The following is a 21,435-nucleotide window of genomic DNA, read 5'->3' on the forward strand; positions in this document are numbered from 1 at the left end:
ACATATTAATTTTGAGCTCGCCCCCTAAAGTTTGTTTTAAACATTGTCAGTGAGAAAGCAATTATAAAAATAAAAGGATAATTTGAGAAAGCTCCTGATAGAATTGTACTGAAAATAAATGCAGCAATATAGTAACCAATAACAATTGAATGCCTGAATGGAGAACCTTTTACAGTATTTCTAATCATTCGTACCAACATTAAAAATAGAAATATTCCAAGAAAGCCAATTTCTACAATCATCTGCAATATAATATTATGAAAGCTCTTCGGGGAATAGGCCTCTAATCCAACAGGTGTATGCTCTTTCATAATAATAAAGGAATTACTAGGTCCAATTCCAAATAAATAAGTTTTATAGAGGTCTATTTGCCCCCAAATATAAGCATTCACCCGACTTATTACAGACCCAATACCTTCGTAATCATCCAATGTAAATATTCGACGGATTGTATCCGCAAACAGGTCAAAAAACGTGTAATCATCAAAAATTTTCTTATTTGCTAGATATGGCGTTAATATGAGAATGAGCAAAAACATAGATAGAATCCACAGCATTTTATATTTATAGAATGGAAGTTTAGAAGAATAATAAATACCAAAAAACAGCACAAGCCCAATAATCAAAAGCCTGGCATCACTATAAACAATAAAGAAAAGAGAACAAAAAATCACCAAATACTTTATCAATGTTTCCTTTTCTATTAGAAAATATAATGGAATAAAAATAGCCAGAACAGTAACAAATTCATTTTCATTCCAAAAAAATATATTGACCATGGGAGCTCTATTCTGTGTATTGGGATAAACACCTCCAGCAAAAAATTGGATAAACGCTAATACCAACATCACATAATGAAATTTCTTAAAAAAGTTATATAGATAATCTAAACCAACCTTATCAATAAAATAGTTCATTATGATGAAACAAAAAGGGACGAGAATATAGTGTAGGGTAAAGACAATATCAAAATCTTGAAATCTGTTAAATGGCAAGTAACTAATAATATAACAGTACACTACTGTAAAAATTGCCAGACCAATAAATTCGGTCATAGTTCTTTTACGCTCTGGGATCATCATAAGAATAGTTGGCAATAAAAGTATCCTGAAAACAGTCATATTTCCATCAACCCCAGCCTTTAAAACAGCATTTAAATATGATGTGATCAACAATAAGGAAATCCACCAGCCATTTCTGTTAACCTTAAGATCTAACAATCCCATATCAATAAACTTTTCCTTCCATTTTCAATTGTTCATAATGCACCGTGTCACGCATAGCGAAAACCTGCGCAGGGTTACCACCACAGATAGCATACTTTGGAATACTCTTTACAACAACTGCGCCAGCTTGTATAATAGCACCTTCCCCAATCCTAACTCCACCCAATATTATGACGTCTAGGCCCACCCATACGTTATCCTCGATATCGATATCTTTTGTAATGATCGTATGATCATAAGGAATTCGATCACCTTTATAATTATGAAAAGAAGTTAGTATGCGGAGTCCTTCAGCAGAATGAAAATTATTACCAAAGGTAACTTGACCTTTACCATAAACTTTAACACCATTAAAGTTTACATTTTTACCAAATTTCTCTTTTCCATTAAATCGGCACGTGCCATTAACTTTACATTGTGAAAGAAGGCCTTTATTATAACGAAAGGCACAATAAAGTAATAGTAATTTAGAACGCAGGTTCTTGATGAATTTTATCATTTTTTTTACTGAATAGTACCAAAAAATAAACCACTATAAATGAAATTAACGTTGCTATTGCTGCTCCTATTATTCCGATCCGAGGTATTAGCGCAAAATTTAAAACGACAGAAATAATAGCAGAAATGAATGTGAATATGCTCAATTTTTTCGTATCTTTTGTATATAGATAAAAGTTAGATTCAAATTTGTACAAAGATAGAATAACATTAGCAATTAGAACAACTATAATAATCTGATTTGAAATCTTATATTCAGAGTGCTTAATAAATAAATCACTAAAAGAAAACCAAACCAATAACGTTAAAATTCCTAATAAAGGCACGATTAAATAAATAAGCTTTCGCACTTTTTTGATCTGATTTGTTTTATTTTCTTGCATCCATTTAAAATAAGTTGGAGTCCACGCTAGGTTAAAACTTGTATAGAAAAAATTGATTGCCATACCAATTTGGTATGCTACGGCATAATTTCCTAAATCTTTTTCTGAAAGATAGTATTTGATAAAAAAACGATCTCCAATATTTAACACATATCCAGACAACATGTGTAATACAAGGGGGGCACTATACATTATTCCCAATTTAAGGAGCTCTGATGAAAATTTAAACATATAACCAAGCTTCACAAACTGTACTATTGTCAAAATAGCCACCAGAAAACTTGAAATCACGGTTGGTAAAACACGAAACTTCCAATCCAAAGGCTGTAATACTTTAAACAAAATAAATAAAATACCCAATTCCAATAATATATTTGCAACTCTAATAAACAAATATGACTTGGCTTTATTGTTTACTCGATATATGGCTAACAAGCCCTCCGTAAATTGATTAAAGAGAAAGTATGCTATACTAAGTAAAAGTAAGATTTGGTAAGTGTCAGACAAGAAAGGCGAAAGGCAACAAACGATAATGGTAGCTATAATAGAAGTGAGCAGCTGAAATAACTGAATCGAAGTGACAAAAATCTTAAATCTTTTTTCATCAAAATCATAATAGAACCTAGTGATTGATTGTACAGTACTTAATCCTAATATAGGAACAAGAAACATACTAATTGAGCGGAACAAATCTACATAACCATAATCCTCGGGGCCTAATGTCGCAACTAAAAAAGGTAAGAGTAAAAGTGGTAACCCGCTATATACTGCATTAGTAATGCCATAAATTAACGTCTCTGAAACTAATTTATTTTTCGCAAGAGCCCTAATGTTCATTGTTAGAGATTTTTATTAATGCTTTATCATAGTTTTCAAAAACATGAGCAGCATATATTTGGTTAACATCCTCCTCAAGTGGCAAAAGATACTCCTCTGTTTTTACGGCTTGAACAAATTGCACTTCGTCTTGAAAAAAATTAAAAGATTTGATAAAAGAATAGTTTTGTCGAAAAATCGATGTTTCATTTTCCTTTTCAAGTAGAAAACAAGGAATACCCATAAATAGTGCTTCTAAAGCACCGGTTGAACTTTTCGAAACTAACAGATCAGCAGCTTTATAAACTTCAAACACGTTAGTTTTATAAATATCCAATATTGTAACATTTTCTCGGCTCTCAAGATGCTTACATTCGTGGCGGGGCAAAAGTAGCAAATTGAATTCATTAGAAATAGATATCAGCTTCAAAGAGAATTGGTACAACTCATCGATATCATTTGTAGTTGCTATTATAACTACGTTTTTTTTATTTATAGACAGTTTAGACTTTAAATAGTCTCCAATGACTGTATAATTTTTTCCCTTCCATAAGCCATATGATCCAACCACAAAGGAATTATCTTTATTTACATAATTCAACGAATCTAAACATTCTTTATCCTTATCACCATAAGTAAAAACGAAATCCGGTTTAAATTTTTTCGACTTTTCAAATAATATCGTATTATATGAGGGATGTAAAGGATAAATTATTCCATGTTGTAATTCAATAATTGGTATCCGCCGCTGCTTAAAAGCATAATTATAGCCATAATACCCGCTAGGAAATACGGAATAAACCATTTTTGGTCGGGAAATAAATCTTAAGAAAAAATGCATAAAAAAATATTGTCCCACAAAACGCTTCATTAAAGGTATCAAGTTGACCTTGATACCCTGCTCTTGCGCGAAATCAGTAAACCTTGGATCAATGACTAGATGTTTTCTCTTGAATTTTAGAATACTGAACAGGTAAGACCCAATAAAAAAAAAGGCATCTGAAAGAATAGTATCTTTAGAAGGGTGTTTATGATTTTGAATAACAGGATTTTCTATAAACAAAACATCATTATTTTGCTCAGACACTATTGATGCTACCCTATCATAATAATATCTTTCGAATTTTTTTCGCCTTTCAGCGTTCGAAAATACCCAAACCGATCGCTTTTTGAAAACACTCGGAAAAGTCATTAAGGCTGTCTTAAGAAAACGCCATAATATAGCTGAGTTTAACTTAATTAATGGGTTACCTACATTGTTATTTGTTCTAATCAAAGATATTACATAGTTTCTCACGATATAGGTTACATCTATATCCTTATACTTAAACTCAAATTGGTCTAAAGAATTGTCTATTTTATGATAATCTTCAATATTCATAATTGATATAGGCAATTAAACTAAATCTTCCCAACAAACACGCTCCCCTTTTTCAATCCTACGTATTGCAATCTTTCCAATTACTTCATTATAATAACGTGGGTGCATACCAAATCCCGGACGAACAGAGCGAATATTATCACTAGTTAATTTCTCTCCATTTTCTATATCTTTCACTACGTATAAAGAACGTGAAAAGTCTTTACCCTTTTTTTGTTTGTCAGTCAGTTTATAATCTACGACACCAATTGCTTTTTCTGCTTCCCGAACTGCCTTGACCATTTCGGAGAATTCGCCTTCATCCATAGAAAATGACGCATCAGGTCCGCCAATTGAACGGTCTAAAATAAAGTGTTTTTCTATTATTTTAGCTCCAAAACATGTTGCAACGACAGGAACTGTGCTTCCCATTGTGTGATCAGACAATCCTGAAATTACACCAAATTTTTCGGCAAAATCTTTTACCATTGCCATATTGGCTTCTTCTATTGGGGCTGGATATGATGAAGTACATTTTAACAACGCTATATTCTCGTTCCCCATTCTATAGCATGCATCCAAGGCGAGCTTAATATCTTCTTCTTCTGCAATACCAGTAGATATAATAACAGGTTTACCTTTTGAGGCAACTAACTCAATTAAGGGAATATCGGTTATCTCGAAAGATGCGATCTTATATGCGGGAACATTTAACGTTTCAAGAAACTCCACGCTTGTCGGGTCAAAAGGTGACGAAAAAAATTCTAAGCCTTCTTCATCAGCAACCTTTTTTATATCCTTATGCCATTCCCAAGGTGTATAAGCTTCTTGGTACAGATTATATAGATTTTTACCTTCCCAAATCGTTCCTTTAATTAGGAAATCATCTTTTTTAGAATCTATTGTAATCGTGTCGGCAGTATATGTTTGTAATTTAATACAATCTGCTCCAGCTCTTTTCGCGGCCCTAACTGTCTCTAAAGCAACCTCTAAACTACCATTATGATTAGCAGAGAGTTCGGCTATTATAAAAACCGGGCTTTTATCGTTTATTGCTTTACTTCCTATCTTCATTGCAATTCTTTATAAAATTTTAAATTTTCTGATTCATTAATGACGCTATAATCTAATTTATTGAATATCTTAATGGAAGCGATATTTTCTTTTAAAACATAACCAATAAGTCTGTCAATAGGAATTTTAATATCCTTAGCCTTTTCTTCGGCTAATCTCAAAATAGCTGTCCCCAAACCTCTACCATAGTACTTACTGTCAATCAGATAGCTAATTATACCTTGATTATTTTCCTTTACATCTATTCGAACTGATCCCAAAGGGTTTCTCATACTATCCTCCAAAATAAAATAGAAGCAATTAGGATCCTGAATCTTGTTATTAAACCATTCAATATGTTCTTTTTTTTCTATTTGATTTTGATTAAAGGAATATTTTCTAGTGCACGGATCGCTCGCCCAAACATAGGTAAGATTACAGTCTAATAAGGTCGCAGCACGTAATGAAAGAGTATTTAATTTGGCATGATATAAAACATCAATGTATTTGCCTTCAAAAAAACAATGATCTTTAAGGGTGGCCTCGTGATCAAAACCGGCTCTTTTCAACGCTACATATAATCGTGGTCTTAAATCAAATGCATAAGTATAAATTTTGTGTAAAGAAAGACCTCTAAATGCAATTTGAGATAAAATACTCAAATATTTTTCCCAATGAAATTCAAAGCTGGTTTCCTCCAGTTCTGTTTTTATGATAAATGATATTTCCGCGTTTTTATCAATCCAATTAATATGCACTAATCCCCCGTAGCCAATACAAATACCGTTTTCTAAATAAGAAAACAAAATTTGGTTGGGAAAATCTTGCTCGAATAATTGGCGAACAACTGTATCAAAATATTGCTCCTGATCTTTCTCTGTTAACACTTTGTTCTGTCTCAAATGATAGATTTGTTCATTTCTCCATCTCATGATTTCGAAACGATCCTCATATCTAATGGGGACTAACTGAAATTCGGCCGATGTCCAGGAATTACCCTCCAAACATTTATAGTTTTGAGTAAACATATTCAATTAATTTAATGCATTTCGTAAAATATCCGACGTTTTGTTATACTCCAACTTTTCCAAAAGTCTTATTGCGCTTTTAACTTCATTGTCAAGGTTTTGTTCTGAGTTCTTTTGGAACATATTTGAGTTTCCTTCAAGAATCCACGGATAATTTTTTTTGACATAATAAACAAGCTCGAGCCCCTGAAAGCCTAGATTATTTTGTATTTCTGCGAGGATATTTGCTACCATAAAATCTTGAGGAGTGTCTACCGTCAATCTACATTCCTCTAATTTCCCTTCAATTAAGTAATTTCCTTTACTATATTTTGCTTCCCTTTTAAGTATTAAAGTAACATGTTCTGTATCAGAATCATTTAGAATATATTGTTCTGAGTCAATTAATGAATTCCCTTTCATTACCTCAATATTCATACCTAAAGGTAAACCAACAGTATGTGTGTAGTCATTTCCTTCAGCACAATGAAAATTAATCGCTTTAGCAATTATATTAAAATCAATAAAAGGGTTATCAGCTGTAAGTCTAACAATATGATCAAACTTAAATTTCTTTTGAATATTCAAAAAACGACTTAATACGTTAGATTCATCGCCTCTAAAACATTCTATTTTTTTAGAGAAACAAAATTCCTCAATAACATCATTCTCCGAATTAATTGATGTTGCTATGATTATTTTTCCTTCTAAATTTGACAAAGCCACAACTATCATCTCCAATACTGAACGTCCTGAAGGGAAGGGAAGCGGCAATAACACTTTACCAGGCAATCTTTCAGATTTCATCCTAGCCTGAATAATATAGCCAATATTAACTACTTGCTTGTCCATCCTCCATCTACTATTATGTTTTGACCTGTTATAAAATCCGATGCATTTGACACAAGTAGCATAAAAACACCTATTAGATCCTCAGGAATACCAACTCTCTTTAACATAGTATTGTCTGCCAACCTTCTTTCAAAAGCTGGATCTTTCCTTTTTACTGAATCAGATGGAAATGGTCCAGGAGTAACGCAATTGACTTGTATATTATCTTTACCTAGATAGGACGCATAATATTTCGAAAGTTGGATAAGACCGGCTTTTGCTGCACCATAGTGCGGCGGATTTAAGGAGCCAGGAGAATCTTCATAAATGGTAAAGTCCGGAGCCACTACCCCATACATAGAAGAAACGTTAATGATTTTACCATATTTTTGATTTTTAAAAATTGGAATTATTTTTCGGATAACTCGGAAAACAGAATTTAATGTGCCATCTACACCATACATAAAATCTTCATCCGACATATTCTCCGGCGACTGTCCTTTTAGATAAAATGCATTATTGATGAAAACATCAATCCTACCTTCTATTTTAAAAACTTCGTCAATTGCAGAATTGATCTCTTCCGTTATACCTATATCACACTTTACAAAAATAATATTACTTAAATCACCAAACTGTTCGGTAAATTTTCGCTCATCTCTAGCAAGTATATAAAGTCTAGCTCCACAACTCGCAAGATATTTCACGCAAGGACTACCTAGATAACCATATCCTCCTGAAAAAAGTATTATTTTATTGGTTATGTCAAAAATATCTTTCATTAGCAATTACTTTGGCCATTCCGATGGCATTAATATTTTATCTTCAAACTTATGGTTTAGCAAAGGCAACTTATTATGCATTTTCCCTAAAGTGAGAATGTTCTCCTTAAATTGGTTCAAGTCATTAACCCCAATATTTACTACATCGACATAATCTTTCTCTAAAACATATCGCAACAGCCTAACAGACAAATTATCAAGCTGCTGCAACGTTTCTAGATACGGTTTGACCTCATCAAAAAACATATCCAAACTATCAGGAGCACAGAAGAACAAACCTTGCAAAAAAGTTGATCTTGTGTGAATTTCGACACCTTTTTCATGTAGAGCTTTAATATAAGCATCAAATCGGTGGTCAAAATAATTTAGCGGGACCTGCACAATATCTAACTCGAGACCTTTTTGAAAAATTTCTTCCAACTCTTCAACAGAATTGAACGATGCTCCAATTTTTTTTACCTTTCCTTTCGTTTTTAATTTCATTAAAAATTCCCAGTTTTGGCGATTTTCTATTAAATCATACGGCCTATGAGCCATATATCCGTAGAAAGCCTCAATTCCAAGTCTATCTAAAGAAATTTCAAATTGTTTAGGCAAAGTAATTTCACTTGGAATATATTTAGAGATTATTCGAAAAGAATCTAAGTCGAACTTCCCTAAAACATCCTCAGCATCTCCATATGCAAATGCAGTATCTAAATACTTTATTCCAATACTTTCTGAATATCTCACTATTTCTCCCACCTCTTGGAGCGGAGTTTTTCCTGTGGAATTTGATATTCCATAATGTGCACCGAATTGTACCGTACCTAAACCTATTTTATTGAGCAAAGTAGTCATTTATCGATTCTATCACAAATTGCTGTTCATCCAATGATAATGTCGGATACATTGGTAAGCTTATACAGTGTTTATAATATAATTCCGAGTGAGGTCTATCCCCTTCCTTCCATCCAAATTGACGATAATAAGGCATAAGATGACAAGGAATGTAATGGATTTGAGCATATATATTCTTAGTCCTTAGATAATTATAAAGACCTAATCTATCATCTACCTCTAAAACATATAAATGATACGCGTGGCCTTCAACAAAACCCGAATGTCCCTTAATATATGATTTACCATCGAAAGCATGCTCATATCTGTTTGCAATGGCACGTCTAATTTCAAGGCCTTGGTCCGCTCTTTTTAGTTGACTATCCCCTAAAGCAGCTTGAAAGTCAGTAATTCGATAATTATATCCCAAAGTTTGCATTTCCATGTACCATAGAGGATAACTCTCATTTCCTCCCGCAAAATCAATCGAGTTTTCGAAAAGATCATCTTGCTTAACAATACCATGGGTTCTTAACTGGAGAAGCCTTTTATATAGCTCCTCATCGTTAGTTGTTATCATACCACCTTCACCAGAAGCAATATGCTTCACAGGATGAAATGAGAAAATTGCTAGCTCTGCGAAATTACCATTACCACATAACTGTCTTTCCCCTTTAGTATCAACAAAATATCCTCCAGGAGCATGGCAGGCATCTTCAATAATCCAAAGATTATACTCTTCTGCTAGCTTCTTAAATTCTTCTAAATTAACTGCTCTTCCAGCAAAATCTACTGGTATAATACCTTTATACGTCCCTAACGGCTCAGATTGCAGCAGACTCCGTACAGAATCTATATCCAAAAGGTAGGTATCAGGGTCAATGTCTCCAAAAACTACCTCACCCCCACAATATTTTACACAATTGGCAGAAGCGGCAAACGTAATAGGAGTAGTAATGACCTTATCCCCAGGTTTTATGTCCAAAGCCAATGCACAAAGGTGCAAGGCAGCTGTACCGTTAGCTACTGCAACCGCATATTTTGCCTCAACATATTCCGCGAAATTATCTTCGAATTCTTTAATTTTCGGACCTTGCGTTAAATAATCTGACTTTAAAGTTTTGATAACAATTTCAATATCTTCTTCCGTTATATTTTGCTTACCGTAAGGAATCACTTTGTTCTTTTCCATAATTATATTTCGAAAGTTGAATCAACGTGTTCTTTTATTAGAGTTCTGAGACCTTCTACAGTTTCCCACTCAGTGTTATCCCCGGAATTATATGCAAATCCTTCCTGAACTTTGGCACCATTAAACTTTGCTAGGAACTCTTCCAAATTCCATTTGGGTGTCGAAGGCAGAATAGTATAATATTTACCTAAATCGTAAGTATAAAAAGAATCTGAAGGAGTAATCATCTCTTCGTGAACCTTCTCTCCAGGTCTGATACCAACTACTCTATGCTCACATTCAGGACCCACTGCTGTAGCTACGTCAGTAATTTTGTAAGATGGAATTTTAGGAATAAAGATTTCTCCTCCCCATGCGTTAAATAACGCATGCATTACCATGTCAACTCCACCTTGCAAACTAATATTGAATCTTGTCATATTAGAATCTGTAATCGGTAAAATTCCTTCCTTTTTCTTCTTTATAAAAAATGGTATTACAGATCCATTGGATCCCATAACGTTTCCATACCTAACAACTGAAAAACGTATCGGATTATTCCCTCTAATATTGTTTGCTGCAACAAATAGTTTATCTGATGCTAATTTAGTAGCACCATATAAATTAATAGGTGCGCAGGCTTTGTCTGTTGATAAAGCCACCACCCGTTCAACATCAGTAGCAAAACATGCATCAATTACATTTTGTGCGCCGTGAATATTAGTCTTAACGCATTCATCTGGATTATATTCCGCAATAGGCACATGCTTCATTGCAGCCGCATGTATAACATAGTCAACACCTTTCATTGCTCTAATAAGACGTTCTCTATCGCGAACATCCCCTATGAAAAATCGAATTTGAGGATATTTATCAGCTGGATAGTCTTGAGCCATTTGAAATTGCTTTTGCTCATCACGCGAAAAGATAACTAGCCTTTTAATATCCGAATAATTTTTCAAAATATGTGCAGTTAAAGCCTTTCCTAAAGAGCCTGTACCGCCAGTAATTAAAATTGATTTGTTCTCTAACATTATATTTGTTCTATTTTTTTACACCACAAAAATCCAAAACTATTTGATCATCTCTGAAAGAGATATTATTAAACTCATTATGTGCGACTAGCAAAACGACAATATCGGCCTTGACTACGGCCTCATTATAATTTGTCAATTTAAAAACTTTGTGCTCCTTCACATTCGGTTCAACAATATACATATCAGCATCCCCAGAATCTTGAAGTACCCTTTCTGTAATATGAATTGCTGGAGACTCTCTTAAATCATCAATATTTGGTTTAAAAGCCAAGCCCATAATAGCAATTGAAGGTTCGCGGCCATTCTTAATTTCAAATTCTAAACGAGCAGTCTTGACCTTCTCTGCACACCAAAAAGATTTATAGTTATTAGTTTCTCTGGCCTGTGCGATCATACGAGATTCCATAGGGAAATCGGCTGTCAAAAAGTATGGATCAACTGCTATACAGTGGCCTCCTACACCACAACCAGGCTGGAGAATATTCACACGGGGATGCTTATTCGCTAAACGAATCAAATCCCAAACATTTATATCCGCTTTATCACAAATTAAAGAAAGTTCATTTGCAAAAGCAATCTGTGAATCTCTAGATGCATTTTCAGTCAACTTACACATCTCGGCAGTACGCGCATTGGTCGGGTGCAATTCACCTTTCACAAATTGCCCATAAAATGCCAAGGCTTTTTGAGTAGAAGCTTCGTTTACTCCTCCGATTACACGGTCATTATGAACCAGTTCGTACATGACATTTCCTGGAAGAACGCGCTCAGGACAATATGCCAATGAAATTTTCCCCTCCAGTTCAGGACGTTTTGAAAAAATCAAAGCCATCATCTTCTCTGTAGTTCCAACAGGCGAAGTAGACTCAATCACGTACAAATCACCTTCTTTCAATAATGGAATAATTCCTTCTGTAGCTGCCTGTACATAAGATATATCAGGCTGATGATCTCCTTTAAATGGCGTAGGAACAACAACTAAGTATGTATCAGCTTCAACAGGCTTTGTGTCCGCTTTCAAGAAACCTTCTGCCACAGCTTTTGCCACAGCCTTATCTAAATCCGGTTCAACAATGTGGATTTTACCAGCATTGATTGTGTCTACAACATGCTGTGAGATATCCACACCATGAACAGCGATTCCGCTATTTGCGATTAATGCAGATGTAGGTAATCCTATATATCCTAAGCCAACGGTTACTACTTTTGCTTGCATTGATATGATTTATATTAAGTTTTTAATAAAGTTAACAATTCTTTCACAGGCTTTACCATCACCATACGGATTATGTAGCCCGCTCATTTGTTGATATCTATCTTCGTTTTTTAGCAGTTCTTGTGCTTCAGACACAATTTTTTGTGTATCTGTACCTACAAGAATCACCGTACCTGCATCTACAGCTTCAGGCCTTTCGGTAGTATCACGCATCACCAATACCGGTTTACCAAGACTAGGCGCCTCTTCTTGTACACCACCCGAGTCTGTGATAATTAAATACGATTTATTCATTAGCCATACAAACGCAGGATACGCTAACGGATCAATTAGATGAATATTATTCACATCCGATAGGATTTCATAAACAGGTTTCTTCACATTTGGATTAAGGTGCACAGGATAGATAATTTGCACATCAGTATTAGACAACGCAATTTCCTTTAACGCCTGACAGATATTAATAAAGCCTTGTCCGTGGTTTTCACGTCTGTGACCAGTCACCAAGATCAATTTCTTCGCAGGATCGACCAGTTCCTTCAGACGGTTAATTTCTTCATTATCCAGGTCTTTTACGCGGTCTGAGCTCTCAAATAAAGCATCAATAACGGTATTTCCGGTAACAAGTATATCCTTATCCTGAATATTTTCACGCAATAGATTTTGTCGTGAAGCTTCAGTAGGAGCAAAATGAAAATCACAAATACGTCCAGCTACCTGTCGATTGATCTCTTCTGGAAACGGAGAACGCTTATTGTGCGTACGAAGTCCTGCTTCAACATGACAGACTTGAGCACCAGCATAAAAAGCAGCGATACTTGAGGCCATTGTGGTGGTGGTATCACCGTGAACATACACATAATCGGGTTTAAAATCCTCCAATACAGCCTTCATTTCAGTTATAATATCAGCTGTTAATGAATATAGATTTTGATTAGGCTTCATTAAGTTCAAATCGTAATCGGGTATGATATCGAAAAATTCCAATACCTGATCCAACATTTCACGATGCTGTGCCGTAACACAGACCTTTGTTTCAAAAGATTCATCTTTTTGGAATTCCTTAACCAAAGGCGCCATTTTGATCGCTTCTGGCCTAGTTCCGAATACAATTAAATTCTTCTTCATATATTATTAGTCAAATCGCAAATCATATTAGTTGAAAATTTGCAATAATTTAAGTTAAAGCTCGCTTAGCCGTTTAGTTATACAGCACCTTCAAAAAGTATTATTTTACGTTGTACATCCAAATTTTTGAAATGGATCTTAATGTTTTTCCCTAATTTTTTTTCAACCTTGTCCGCTAACTGCAATAAATATGCCTGTTTTATATTCTCACCCAAAATTAACACATCTATTCTCCCTGAGTCTAGCCCTTCGGCATAGTCTCCGATTAAGCTAACTTCCTGAATATCTCCTGCCTTTTGTAGGATCTGCTCCACAATTTCATCGATACCCAAATAGGTATGAATTAATTTCTGAAGAGGCTTAAATAAAGAATGATTCGTATTGGCTCGGTATAATATTTTATTCTTTGCTGTACTCTTTTCCAAATACCCCGCTTCTGACAGCTGGTTAAGTTCCTTTCGTATCGCATTGGTCGATTCCTGAAACTCGTCTGCCAATCCCCTTAGGTGCCCCTGATTACCAGCAGAAACAAAAAACTTAATCAATAATTTGAGCCGGGTCTTAGAAGTAATCAATGAATCCAACATCGGTTTAGTATTAATGAGTAACAAAAGTACTCAATACAAATAAATTGTGCAAATGAATAAATTGTTAAATAATAATGTTAAATCAATTATCACTGTACATTCTTTTTATTCACCTGAATAACAGCGCTTAGATACTGGAATTCACGTGGAACATCAAACCAAAAAACATATAAAATTGGTTTCTTGTAACGGAGCGCCCATAAAAAATGGAAAACAAGAGTTAGTTTGTTAAGTTATATTTCAGCTTTCTGATACAGATCCGAAATGGGTAAAATTGCAGTAAAGGATTCAGGTCGACTTTCTTCAAAATTCAGCACACCGGAAATACTAACACGTCCCCCAGTTAAGTCTCCAATCTTGGTACTGCGCCTATTGACCTTAAAGCGAACGGAAACATCAGACTTTGTATTGTCTTTCCGTTCAAAGGGAATAACTAAAATTTGCTCCAGGTTAACATCCAGGGCAGCATTGAGGGGCTTTACTTTTCGAATAACAATATTCTTCAACCGCTCGTTACTTCGCTCTGCCTGGAACACAAATACACCACTTCTGGCATTTCTATCTCCACTATATTGTCCCGGCCGTTCCTGAAACATGTAGCTGACAGTCATGCCGACGCTGTTGTTAAATCGCTGTTCTTGCTTTTTCTTCTGCCAGAAAAAAAATCCCCCTAAAAATAAAAAAATAAGTATGGCTATGGTCATCATATCAAATGTTGGTTAAAATTAAATGACTAAAGTGCCGCACGCATGGGTGCCATAAAACACTAACCAAATATCTGATATTACTATTAATTCAACATTAAATCGAGCAGGGACAAATCAGGGACAATTGCGAATGCGCTAACAAACAGCACATATGCACATTAATTTTCTGTTAACAACCTGCTTTGGGGAACAATATTAAATAGTGCTGAAATCTCCCAACAAAAGAGCCTGATCATTCTATAATCAGGCTCCATTATTTCTTTTGCAATTAGTCAATCAGTTTGGACTGATGACGCTCTAATGTATTGTATATTTTTTTGACATCCTGCGACTTTTCTTTCTGTAGCACAAGAATGGCATCTTTGGTATGAACAAGTATACTATCTCTTAAACCAACAAAGGCAGTATAAACATCCGTACCGATCACCATATTACCATTCTCATCAACAGGGTGTCCTGTTTGTTTGAGATAATCATACATTGATTCAAAGGACCCCAGATCTGACCATTGAAAACTTGTAGCAACTACGCGAATTTTCTTGGATCGTTCCATTACAGCATAATCAATGGAAATGGATGGAATTTCTTTGGACAAAGTTAAGTCAAGCTCCCCATTCTGACGATGCTGCCAGGCATTAAAAGCCGTTGCATATACTTTGGGTTCGAAATTCTGTAACTCACTTAGGAAAGTATCTGCTCTAAAACAAAACATGCCTGAGTTCCATAGGAAGTTACCCCGCTCTATAAAATCCTCTGCGGTATCCTGATTCGGCTTCTCCCGGAAAGACAATACCTTATCATCTTTATACTCGATATAACCGTATCCCGTTTCAGGTCGTGTCGGCTGTATACCAAAGGTCACAATATAACCTTTGTTTGCTTTTTCTATACCAGCTTGAATAGCTTTCGCATAGGCCTCATCCCCAACGATAACATGATCCGATGGTGTGACAATAAGAATATCATCAGGTTGAGCTGCAAATGCGGCAAAGGCTATTGCAGCGGCAGTATTGCGTGGTGTTGCTTCAACAATATCGATATAGTCCACTTTATTGTTTTCCATCACTTCCCGGCTCAGCCCATGATTATCACGATTGCCTACGACAATGACCTGACCACACAAGGACTGATTGCGCTTGATAGTCATTTCAAACAAAGATCCCTCTTTGAATAAAGAGAGATATTGTTTGGGATAGCTCTTCCGTGATAGGGGCCATAGCCGGCTACCAACTCCTCCTGTTAATACAACATGGATAATAGTACTCATGATCAATTAATTATTTCCCGCTTCCTTATCGGCTACGACTTTTCGTAAACCCGCGCTTGAAAAACGATGTGTACGCTTATTATAATAAATTTCAATATTTTCTTCCACACAGTAAGATCTTCCTGTAAAATCTGTATCACGATACTCCTCGCCGATAATACGTATATGAATCGGCAAAGCTTTGATCATATCAATCAAGTCCTGTTCGGTCTCGTAAGGGATTATCTCATCCACATAGCGGCAGCCCTCCAATTGGATATAACGCTCGACAATTGTTTGGGTGGGCTTTGCTTTCTCCGGAAATACCTCCGAAGGATCTGTATTAAGCCCAACAATCAGATAATCACAATGTCGTTTGGCCTCCTCCAACATCATAATATGTCCGGCATGCAATAAATCAAATACACCAAAAGTAATTCCGATTTTCATAGCTACTACTTGTTAGAATTAAAAATTTCTTTTTCGTCTGAATTAGCTTCCGCAACAATCTTACGTAGCCCTGAACTTGAGAAACGGTGGTCACGGCTATTAAAATATAATTCAATACCCGTTTCCCCACAATACGCTCTTCCAGTAAAATTCTTTTCTCGATACTCATCACCGACAATACGAACATCAATTTTAAAGGATTTCAGAATGTCTTCAAGATCCTGTTCGGTTGCATAAGGTACAATCTGATCGACATATTTACATCCCTTAAGTTGGATATAACGCTCAACAACTGTCTGAACAGGTTTATTTTTTTCTGGCCGATCCAAAGTAGGGTCGGTCTGCAAGCCGCAAATCAGGAAATCACATTGTCGCTTGGCATCCTCAAGCATTTTGATATGCCCAGCATGCAGCAAATCAAATGCACTAAATGTAATACCAATACGCATATTCTTAGCTGGTATATTTACCATAATAACACAAAAATTTAATTAATAAAGATACTTAAAGGTACTCCCTCTATAAATTTACCAAATATAAAATTATAATGGGAGAACATCGGAAAATAACATTTAGTTCAGCCGCAATTGAGGGAAATATCACACCCAAGAAGGGACATCGGCATGCCTAAGATATAGATTGGCGCAGGCCCGCGCATCAGAAAGCGCCTCATGATGGTTAAGTTCAATTCCCAACACCTCACAACAGGCATTCAATCGGGCGGGTTTAAAACCTTTTTCCTGATAAATCCTGAAGGTACATTCCCATTTTTCCATTAAACCCAGACTGTCGTAAGGCAGATTATAATAATTCATGGTCTTACGCAAAACGCCGCGGTCAAACAATTCATTATGTGCCACCATTATCCGGTTATTGATGAATGGGAAAATCCGGGGAAACAACTCCTTAAATGTAGGCGCTTGTGCTGTATCTCTTGGTTTGATACCGTGGACACGTGTCGTCTGCCACATATATTGGTTTTGAGGAGGCTGGATCAGCGAATAGAACTCTTCAACGATGACTCCCTGCTCCACCACCACCAGGCCAATGGCACAAGCGGAATTTTGGTTGGCTGTAGCCGTTTCGAAATCTATTGCTGTAAAACTTAATCCTGATTGCATGTTCACTCCTCCTAAAATTCGAGGTAAAATTAGAGGTTTTTTAGATCATATCAAACCCCCGTTTGCAACAAGCCCTCCTGCTTCTCTTTTTTAGGCATTTCGATAATTTTTGCTTCTTTGACAACGGCCACTTCTGGAATCCCCTGTGCTCTTCTGCTTCTGCGGGCTCTCACCATCTGTATACGCTGACGGCGGATAGCATGTTCCATTTCGCCCTTAATATAATAATTATTAAAAATATATTGTTTGACAATGAGATAGAACGCGCTCAATGCGGATAATATCGCTATAGCAAAAGACCATTGTACGGAAGCATCAAACCGGACAATATAAATAACCGATGCACCTAGGGCCAATTGCACCAAACCATAAACTGTGGAAACCAATAGGCTGCTGTGACCAACTTCATTGCTTAACATGTGTAGCAAAAATGTTCGGTGGGGTTCGAAGATATGATAACCTTGATAAACACGACGAGCAACAGACCATCCGATCTCAATCCCATATACTCCAAGGAAGAGGAGATAAGTAAAATCACCTGTTTTAAGGATTAATTTTCCCAGAGCAAACAATAGCATAAACGAGAGTACTGCAGGCCCTACATCGCCGGCAAAACAGGCAGCTTTCTTCCTAAAGTTAAAAAATCCAAAAACGACCACTCCCAATAAGGTATAGATCAAGAAATCTTGCTCGATATAATTTATGGTGGTATTAACGTAAAGTAAAAGACCGCCCATGATCAATGTACAAAAGGCTGTCATGCCGTTGATACCATCCATAAAATTGTATGCATTGATGACTCCAATAGTAAATACAAAGGCCAAAACAAGATAATACCATGGGTAATTGAATATACCGAACTCATATACCATAAGTAAGACCGAGGCTAGATGAACAGTGAGTCTTGCTGTTGGATGTACTCCCCGAATATCGTCTAAAAAAGAAATATAGGTTAGAAGCGTAAGCCCCAAAAAGAACCAGGGGTACTGGAAATCGTTATTTATAAAATATATAATTGCAGCGACATAAAAAATAATTCCCGCCCCACGAATGGTAACCTTCGTATGTGAAGAACGCTCGTTGGGTTTATCAATTATATTTAATCGATCTGCAATTTTTAAATAAAGAAACTCTAAGGCGAAAAGGAATATAAGAGTAAAGATATAAATCATAAAATGTAATTAGTGAGTCAAATAAAGCTGTGCAAATATAATAATATTAAGTTTTATTTAACAAACGTTACTAACAACATTTTCGCTACATTAAGAAAATATTTTTTTTACATTGAATTTGCACTGTGCGAAAAGGTGATCCAAGTAAAAAAAGTCGCTTGGGGGTTCTAAAACATTTCGAAATATGCTAGAAAAGACCTTCAAACCAAACGCAAATATTTTTCCTTCCCAGCGCTTTTCCTAAAGTATATCTGCGGCCAAAACCCACCTATTAGTCTCGAAATCATATTGTTTAACCACTTTTGCAGGTATTCCAACCGCAATACTGTAATCAGGAATACTCTTGGTCACCACCGACATCGAACCAATAACACAGCCTCGTCCAATTGTAACTCCAGGTAAAATACATACATTCTCCCCAATCCACACATTATCTTTTATGTGGACGGGTTTGGTAAATAGTAATCGTTCATTGGGTTTGGTTAGTGGACTATCTTGCACCTCACCTGTATACGATCCATGATTCAAATCTGAAATAAAAACACGGCTAGCAATTAATACATCATTGCCGATAACAACCTTATCACCTGCCGCTATATGCACATAATCATTAAGCTGAACATTATTGCCAAAAATCAAGCATTTTTGCTCGTTTTTTTCAACCGGATGAACTTCAAGGCGGCAGCCGAAACCTGTTGTTAAGTTATTACCAAGATCTATCAACCTTCGATTTCTTACATCGAATGGCAAACGGATCAGTCTAGCCCCAGGATAGAATAACCTAGTATGTAAGGTACTTATCAATAAACGTATAACTCCTAATAATCCATAACGTTTATACATTTCCATATGAAATCATTTTATTTTTTAATTCTGCCCTCGCTATTAACTAGGCTATAAAATTTCGGATCTAGCGCAAAAATACAATTAATACCCTTCGAGCATATTTTAAAAGCGAAAACACATTAAAAAATAAATACTCAGCACTATTGATTATCCCTATCCTTAGTGCCATTCTAATATTTTTAAGTTCTCCTTTTTCCATTTCCCACAAATTACTTGAAAGCCCTGACTCTCCAAAATCATGTTTACCTCCACCAGTAATCACCAAGCTTTCATTCAAAAGGTAGCTTTTACATTTATTTGCTATGCGAATGAAATAATTACCTTCTTCTGCATAGCGTTGAGTTTCGTCAAAATATCCCACCCGATCAACAATCTCACGTTTAAAAATAATTGTCGGTGTGACAAAGACAAACTTGAAAAGCAATTCTTTAGCTGATATCTGATTGATTACATCTAATTTTCGGAGGGCCAACTGTTGAATATATTCTCCATTCCTGGTTGTACCCAGAAAATCTATGGTCGGATCTGCCTCCAGTATTTGTAATTGTCGTTCTAATTTGTTTGGCAGCCAGGTATCATCCGAGTCCAGTAAGCAAATCCAATCACCTGTACAGCGCTTCATACCTTCGTTACGGGCTACGGACACACCTGCATTCTTTTGGTTCACTAATCTGATATTATCTCTTTGCTGATCTTTGATATAATTTTCAACTAAGATTTGTGAATCGTCAGTCGATCCATCGTTAATAATGATAATCTCTATGTGCTCTTGCCAGGTCTGCGCATACACAGAATTAACGGTTTGCAAAATTGATTTTGCTGCGTTATACATAGGTATTACAACCGATACTTTGATTTGATTCATGTAAAATAATTATCTGCTATCCGATCTCCGTTGGTAGATCTTTATTAAAAATTGATTTATACGGTACATACAATTCCTCATAAAAAGAAACGTTACTCTTTAACCGCATTAAATAAAACAGAAATACCACTAACAATACTAAATTTCGATTTGACCTAAACTCAAAACGCATAATGAAGAATGGAATAAGCAAAAACTGAAAATATTCGTAATACTGCGCCATACGGGCAACAGCAACAGAAACTGGCGTAATAATAACAAATATACACATGCCTGCGAAGTAGAGATTAAATAAGCCTCTAAATGTTACATTCTCTTTATACAGATCATAAAAAAATCCTATTATTAACAGCAATAACAAAATGCGATAGCTCGAACCAACCAACATAATTTGAAAAGCCGAACGGGTAGGCTCCGCAGCATAATCGCCGCCTTCTTCTGCATAGGTTAACGCCTTTTCAGAAATAATACCAAAATTAATCTGCCCAAGAAATTTCAGTCCGATCTCGAAAATTACAGAGAGAAAAAAAGATAATAACATTCCCATTAATATCTGTTTTCGGGAAAACGTCTTATTGTATAAAAAATAAGCAGGTATAAACAAAATAGCAGATCGATGGAACAAAAAAGCAATAATAACACAAATCAAAAATTTTGGAAAATTCCTCTTTTCTATGAATACAAATGAAAACAAGGTCAATGCCACAGCAACGTTAAAACGGACGAAAAAGATAGACCCCATATAGAATCCAAACCAAATCATCAAAGAAACGAAAGGTTGTAGCGAATACTTCCGAAAAATATAAAAGTGCAGAGAATATATAATAAGTGCCTGTATAACAAGGACAATTGTATAATTATTACTAACAGCTGCGACAAAATAATTGAGATAATAGAACCCTGGTTCGAAAGCCAAGAGATAAAAAACGTTATCCACGTTTTCAAATAATCCGATATAGGCTCCCCAGTCTGTTCCCCGTTCCCATCGTAAACTTGCCAAACAAAATAATAACAGAAAAGGAAATATTAACACCTTACTTAAAAGATATTTCCCGCGATTAATTTCGAAGAAAGCAAGTACTGCGAATAATATATAGATTAAATATAGATACAT

The 21,435-nt window shown here is 35.6% G+C and carries 23 protein-coding genes; all 23 read right to left on the reverse strand.

The annotated features are described in order from the left end of the window. Window positions 1–5: 5 nt before the first annotated feature. Entirely contained in the window at window positions 6–1,226 is a 1,221-nt protein-coding gene (locus OGI71_RS19285) for an O-antigen ligase family protein (RefSeq protein WP_282251155.1), read from the reverse strand. A gap of 1 nt (window position 1,227) precedes the next feature. Next, window positions 1,228–1,725, reverse strand: a complete 498-nt coding sequence (locus tag OGI71_RS19290; RefSeq protein WP_282251156.1) for an acyltransferase — start codon at window positions 1,723–1,725, stop codon at window positions 1,228–1,230. Beyond that, window positions 1,694–2,944 (reverse strand): oligosaccharide flippase family protein, encoded by a 1,251-nt coding sequence (locus tag OGI71_RS19295; RefSeq protein ID WP_282251158.1) that lies wholly within the window; start codon window positions 2,942–2,944, stop codon window positions 1,694–1,696. Before OGI71_RS19295 ends, OGI71_RS19290 begins: the two co-directional genes overlap by 32 nt. Further along, window positions 2,934–4,304, reverse strand: a complete 1,371-nt coding sequence (locus OGI71_RS19300; RefSeq protein ID WP_282251160.1) for a hypothetical protein — start codon at window positions 4,302–4,304, stop codon at window positions 2,934–2,936. Before OGI71_RS19300 ends, OGI71_RS19295 begins: the two co-directional genes overlap by 11 nt. A 15-nt stretch (window positions 4,305–4,319) precedes the next feature. Then, the gene (pseI, locus tag OGI71_RS19305; RefSeq protein ID WP_282251162.1) at window positions 4,320–5,357 is read right to left on the reverse strand and encodes a pseudaminic acid synthase; all 1,038 of its coding nucleotides are present in this window, start codon (window positions 5,355–5,357) and stop codon (window positions 4,320–4,322) included. Further along, window positions 5,354–6,364, reverse strand: a complete 1,011-nt coding sequence (locus tag OGI71_RS19310; RefSeq protein WP_282251164.1) for a GNAT family N-acetyltransferase — start codon at window positions 6,362–6,364, stop codon at window positions 5,354–5,356. The genes pseI and OGI71_RS19310 overlap by 4 nt, the downstream gene beginning before the upstream one ends. Window positions 6,365–6,370: 6 nt before the next feature. Continuing rightward, entirely contained in the window at window positions 6,371–7,195 is an 825-nt protein-coding gene (locus OGI71_RS19315) for a hypothetical protein (RefSeq protein WP_282251165.1), read from the reverse strand. After that, window positions 7,180–7,956 carry an SDR family oxidoreductase gene (locus OGI71_RS19320; RefSeq protein WP_282251167.1) on the reverse strand — a complete coding sequence of 259 codons (777 nt, stop codon included), beginning with the start codon at window positions 7,954–7,956 and terminating at the stop codon, window positions 7,180–7,182. The genes OGI71_RS19315 and OGI71_RS19320 overlap by 16 nt, the downstream gene beginning before the upstream one ends. A gap of 6 nt (window positions 7,957–7,962) precedes the next feature. Beyond that, the gene (locus OGI71_RS19325) at window positions 7,963–8,796 is read right to left on the reverse strand and encodes an aldo/keto reductase (RefSeq protein ID WP_282251169.1); all 834 of its coding nucleotides are present in this window, start codon (window positions 8,794–8,796) and stop codon (window positions 7,963–7,965) included. Continuing rightward, the gene (gene pseC / locus OGI71_RS19330) at window positions 8,777–9,967 is read right to left on the reverse strand and encodes a UDP-4-amino-4,6-dideoxy-N-acetyl-beta-L-altrosamine transaminase (RefSeq protein ID WP_282251170.1); all 1,191 of its coding nucleotides are present in this window, start codon (window positions 9,965–9,967) and stop codon (window positions 8,777–8,779) included. Before pseC ends, OGI71_RS19325 begins: the two co-directional genes overlap by 20 nt. Before the next feature lie 2 nt (window positions 9,968–9,969). Then, complete coding sequence (gene pseB, locus OGI71_RS19335) at window positions 9,970–10,980, reverse strand: UDP-N-acetylglucosamine 4,6-dehydratase (inverting) (protein WP_282251171.1); 1,011 nt, start codon at window positions 10,978–10,980, stop codon at window positions 9,970–9,972. Between the two features lie 10 nt (window positions 10,981–10,990). Continuing rightward, window positions 10,991–12,199, reverse strand: a complete 1,209-nt coding sequence (gene wecC / locus OGI71_RS19340) for a UDP-N-acetyl-D-mannosamine dehydrogenase (RefSeq protein WP_282251172.1) — start codon at window positions 12,197–12,199, stop codon at window positions 10,991–10,993. A gap of 9 nt (window positions 12,200–12,208) precedes the next feature. Next, window positions 12,209–13,327: a UDP-N-acetylglucosamine 2-epimerase (non-hydrolyzing) gene (wecB, locus tag OGI71_RS19345; RefSeq protein WP_282251173.1), complete on the reverse strand. Its 1,119-nt coding sequence runs from the start codon at window positions 13,325–13,327 to the stop codon at window positions 12,209–12,211. A 77-nt stretch (window positions 13,328–13,404) separates the two neighbouring features. Then, window positions 13,405–13,914, reverse strand: a complete 510-nt coding sequence (locus tag OGI71_RS19350) for an ArsR family transcriptional regulator (protein WP_282251174.1) — start codon at window positions 13,912–13,914, stop codon at window positions 13,405–13,407. A 233-nt stretch (window positions 13,915–14,147) separates the two neighbouring features. Next, the gene (locus tag OGI71_RS19355; protein WP_282251175.1) at window positions 14,148–14,621 is read right to left on the reverse strand and encodes a hypothetical protein; all 474 of its coding nucleotides are present in this window, start codon (window positions 14,619–14,621) and stop codon (window positions 14,148–14,150) included. Between the two features lie 268 nt (window positions 14,622–14,889). After that, a complete protein-coding gene (locus tag OGI71_RS19360; RefSeq protein WP_282251177.1) occupies window positions 14,890–15,888 on the reverse strand; it encodes a sugar phosphate nucleotidyltransferase in 999 nt (332 codons plus the stop codon). A 6-nt stretch (window positions 15,889–15,894) separates the two neighbouring features. After that, entirely contained in the window at window positions 15,895–16,317 is a 423-nt protein-coding gene (locus tag OGI71_RS19365; protein ID WP_120261148.1) for an adenylyltransferase/cytidyltransferase family protein, read from the reverse strand. A 5-nt stretch (window positions 16,318–16,322) separates the two neighbouring features. Then, complete coding sequence (locus OGI71_RS19370; RefSeq protein ID WP_282251181.1) at window positions 16,323–16,790, reverse strand: adenylyltransferase/cytidyltransferase family protein; 468 nt, start codon at window positions 16,788–16,790, stop codon at window positions 16,323–16,325. A 126-nt stretch (window positions 16,791–16,916) separates the two neighbouring features. Beyond that, a complete protein-coding gene (locus tag OGI71_RS19375; protein WP_282251183.1) occupies window positions 16,917–17,438 on the reverse strand; it encodes a 3'-5' exonuclease in 522 nt (173 codons plus the stop codon). A gap of 50 nt (window positions 17,439–17,488) precedes the next feature. Further along, window positions 17,489–18,610: a UDP-GlcNAc--UDP-phosphate GlcNAc-1-phosphate transferase gene (locus OGI71_RS19380; RefSeq protein ID WP_282251185.1), complete on the reverse strand. Its 1,122-nt coding sequence runs from the start codon at window positions 18,608–18,610 to the stop codon at window positions 17,489–17,491. A 240-nt stretch (window positions 18,611–18,850) separates the two neighbouring features. Then, the gene (locus OGI71_RS19385) at window positions 18,851–19,459 is read right to left on the reverse strand and encodes a DapH/DapD/GlmU-related protein (protein ID WP_282251187.1); all 609 of its coding nucleotides are present in this window, start codon (window positions 19,457–19,459) and stop codon (window positions 18,851–18,853) included. 61 nt (window positions 19,460–19,520) lie between these two features. Continuing rightward, complete coding sequence (locus OGI71_RS19390) at window positions 19,521–20,321, reverse strand: glycosyltransferase family 2 protein (protein WP_282251188.1); 801 nt, start codon at window positions 20,319–20,321, stop codon at window positions 19,521–19,523. A 16-nt stretch (window positions 20,322–20,337) separates the two neighbouring features. Then, window positions 20,338–21,435, reverse strand: coding sequence for an EpsG family protein (locus OGI71_RS19395; protein WP_282251189.1), 1,098 nt, complete (start codon window positions 21,433–21,435; stop codon window positions 20,338–20,340).

Origin of the sequence: Sphingobacterium sp. ML3W, from assembly GCF_029542085.1 — a bacterium.
In the GTDB taxonomy this organism is placed as follows: domain Bacteria; phylum Bacteroidota; class Bacteroidia; order Sphingobacteriales; family Sphingobacteriaceae; genus Sphingobacterium.

Excerpts from the sequence above, each read along its gene's own strand:
- OGI71_RS19285 (WP_282251155.1), bottom strand. The coding sequence starts at position 1,226 with ATGGGATTGTTAGATCTTAAGGTTAACAGAAATGGCTGGTGGATTTCC.
- OGI71_RS19290 (WP_282251156.1), bottom strand. The coding sequence starts at position 1,725 with ATGATAAAATTCATCAAGAACCTGCGTTCTAAATTACTATTACTTTAT.
- OGI71_RS19295 (WP_282251158.1), bottom strand. The coding sequence starts at position 2,944 with ATGAACATTAGGGCTCTTGCGAAAAATAAATTAGTTTCAGAGACGTTA.
- OGI71_RS19300 (WP_282251160.1), bottom strand. The coding sequence starts at position 4,304 with ATGAATATTGAAGATTATCATAAAATAGACAATTCTTTAGACCAATTT.
- pseI (WP_282251162.1), bottom strand. The coding sequence starts at position 5,357 with ATGAAGATAGGAAGTAAAGCAATAAACGATAAAAGCCCGGTTTTTATA.
- OGI71_RS19310 (WP_282251164.1), bottom strand. The coding sequence starts at position 6,364 with ATGTTTACTCAAAACTATAAATGTTTGGAGGGTAATTCCTGGACATCG.
- OGI71_RS19315 (WP_282251165.1), bottom strand. The coding sequence starts at position 7,195 with ATGGACAAGCAAGTAGTTAATATTGGCTATATTATTCAGGCTAGGATG.
- OGI71_RS19320 (WP_282251167.1), bottom strand. The coding sequence starts at position 7,956 with ATGAAAGATATTTTTGACATAACCAATAAAATAATACTTTTTTCAGGA.
- OGI71_RS19325 (WP_282251169.1), bottom strand. The coding sequence starts at position 8,796 with ATGACTACTTTGCTCAATAAAATAGGTTTAGGTACGGTACAATTCGGT.
- pseC (WP_282251170.1), bottom strand. The coding sequence starts at position 9,967 with ATGGAAAAGAACAAAGTGATTCCTTACGGTAAGCAAAATATAACGGAA.
- pseB (WP_282251171.1), bottom strand. The coding sequence starts at position 10,980 with ATGTTAGAGAACAAATCAATTTTAATTACTGGCGGTACAGGCTCTTTA.
- wecC (WP_282251172.1), bottom strand. The coding sequence starts at position 12,199 with ATGCAAGCAAAAGTAGTAACCGTTGGCTTAGGATATATAGGATTACCT.
- wecB (WP_282251173.1), bottom strand. The coding sequence starts at position 13,327 with ATGAAGAAGAATTTAATTGTATTCGGAACTAGGCCAGAAGCGATCAAA.
- OGI71_RS19350 (WP_282251174.1), bottom strand. The coding sequence starts at position 13,914 with ATGTTGGATTCATTGATTACTTCTAAGACCCGGCTCAAATTATTGATT.
- OGI71_RS19355 (WP_282251175.1), bottom strand. The coding sequence starts at position 14,621 with ATGATGACCATAGCCATACTTATTTTTTTATTTTTAGGGGGATTTTTT.
- OGI71_RS19360 (WP_282251177.1), bottom strand. The coding sequence starts at position 15,888 with ATGAGTACTATTATCCATGTTGTATTAACAGGAGGAGTTGGTAGCCGG.
- OGI71_RS19365 (WP_120261148.1), bottom strand. The coding sequence starts at position 16,317 with ATGAAAATCGGAATTACTTTTGGTGTATTTGATTTATTGCATGCCGGA.
- OGI71_RS19370 (WP_282251181.1), bottom strand. The coding sequence starts at position 16,790 with ATGGTAAATATACCAGCTAAGAATATGCGTATTGGTATTACATTTAGT.
- OGI71_RS19375 (WP_282251183.1), bottom strand. The coding sequence starts at position 17,438 with ATGCAATCAGGATTAAGTTTTACAGCAATAGATTTCGAAACGGCTACA.
- OGI71_RS19380 (WP_282251185.1), bottom strand. The coding sequence starts at position 18,610 with ATGATTTATATCTTTACTCTTATATTCCTTTTCGCCTTAGAGTTTCTT.
- OGI71_RS19385 (WP_282251187.1), bottom strand. The coding sequence starts at position 19,459 with ATGGAAATGTATAAACGTTATGGATTATTAGGAGTTATACGTTTATTG.
- OGI71_RS19390 (WP_282251188.1), bottom strand. The coding sequence starts at position 20,321 with ATGAATCAAATCAAAGTATCGGTTGTAATACCTATGTATAACGCAGCA.
- OGI71_RS19395 (WP_282251189.1), bottom strand. The coding sequence starts at position 21,435 with ATGTATCTATATTTAATCTATATATTATTCGCAGTACTTGCTTTCTTC.